Genomic DNA, 1,076 nt, shown 5'->3' with positions numbered 1-1,076 from the left:
GCGGCGTCGAGCATGGCCAGGGCGTCCGCAGTCTCCAACACCGCCAGACCCGACCGCGACAACCGCGCCAAATCCCGCTGCGACAACCCCCGCGTCATCCCCGACACCTCACCCCACAACCCCCACGCCACCGACACCCCCGGCAAACCCACCGCCCGACGCGCCCGCACCACCGCATCCAACCCCGCATTCGCCGCCGCATACGCACCCTGACCCGCAGTCCCCAACACCCCCGCCACCGACGAGAACACCACAAACGCCGACAACCCCCGATCCCGCGTCAACTCATCCAACACCTGCGCACCCACCACCTTCGGACCCCACACCAACGCCAACCGCTCCGCCGACAACCCCTGCACCACACCGTCATCCAAAACCCCCGCCGCATGCACCACCCCCGACACCCCAAACCGCGACAACAACTCACCCACCACCACCCGATCCGTCACATCACCCGCCACCACCACCACCCGATCCGCACCCAACTCCGCCACCAACTCCGCCACCCGACCAACCACCACACCCCCACGCGACACCAACACCACCCGCGACACCCCACACGACACCACCAAATGCCGCGCCACCACCACACCCAACGCACCCGTACCACCCGACACCAACACACAATCCCCCCACACCGAACCACCCACCGACGCCTCAACCCCCACCCGCCGCACAGCCCGCAACCGCGGCACACACACCCGCCCACCACGCACCCAAAACTCCGACTCACCCAACCCCACCAAACCCCCCACCAACGAACCCACATCCACCCCACCCTCATCACCATCAACATCCACCAACACCAACCGACCCGGATGCTCCGACACCGCCGACCGCACCAAACCCGCCACCGCACCCTGACCCGCCACCACATCCGCACCCCGCGTCACCACCACCAACCGCGAACCCACAAACCGCGAATCACCCAACCACTCCCCCAACACCCCCAACACCCCCACCACATCAACCCCCCACACCACCACCACATCCGGCACCACACCACCAGACACCGGCCACCCACCCACCGACACACCACCCACCACCGGCACACCCACCACCACCGGCACCACCTC

Annotated in this window: 1 protein-coding gene; it reads right to left on the bottom strand. The window is 67.8% G+C overall.

Going from position 1 to position 1,076, the window contains the following annotated elements:
* The coding region (locus AB0B57_RS36815) for a KR domain-containing protein (protein ID WP_357081105.1) at positions 1 to 617 on the bottom strand (617 nt) is incomplete at its 3' end.
* Between the last annotated feature and the right edge of the window lie 459 nt (positions 618 to 1,076).

Origin of the sequence: Micromonospora sp. NPDC049101, from assembly GCF_040648675.1 — a bacterium.
Lineage (GTDB): Bacteria > Actinomycetota > Actinomycetes > Mycobacteriales > Micromonosporaceae > Micromonospora.
This window is presented reverse-complemented; position numbering and strand designations above follow the sequence as displayed.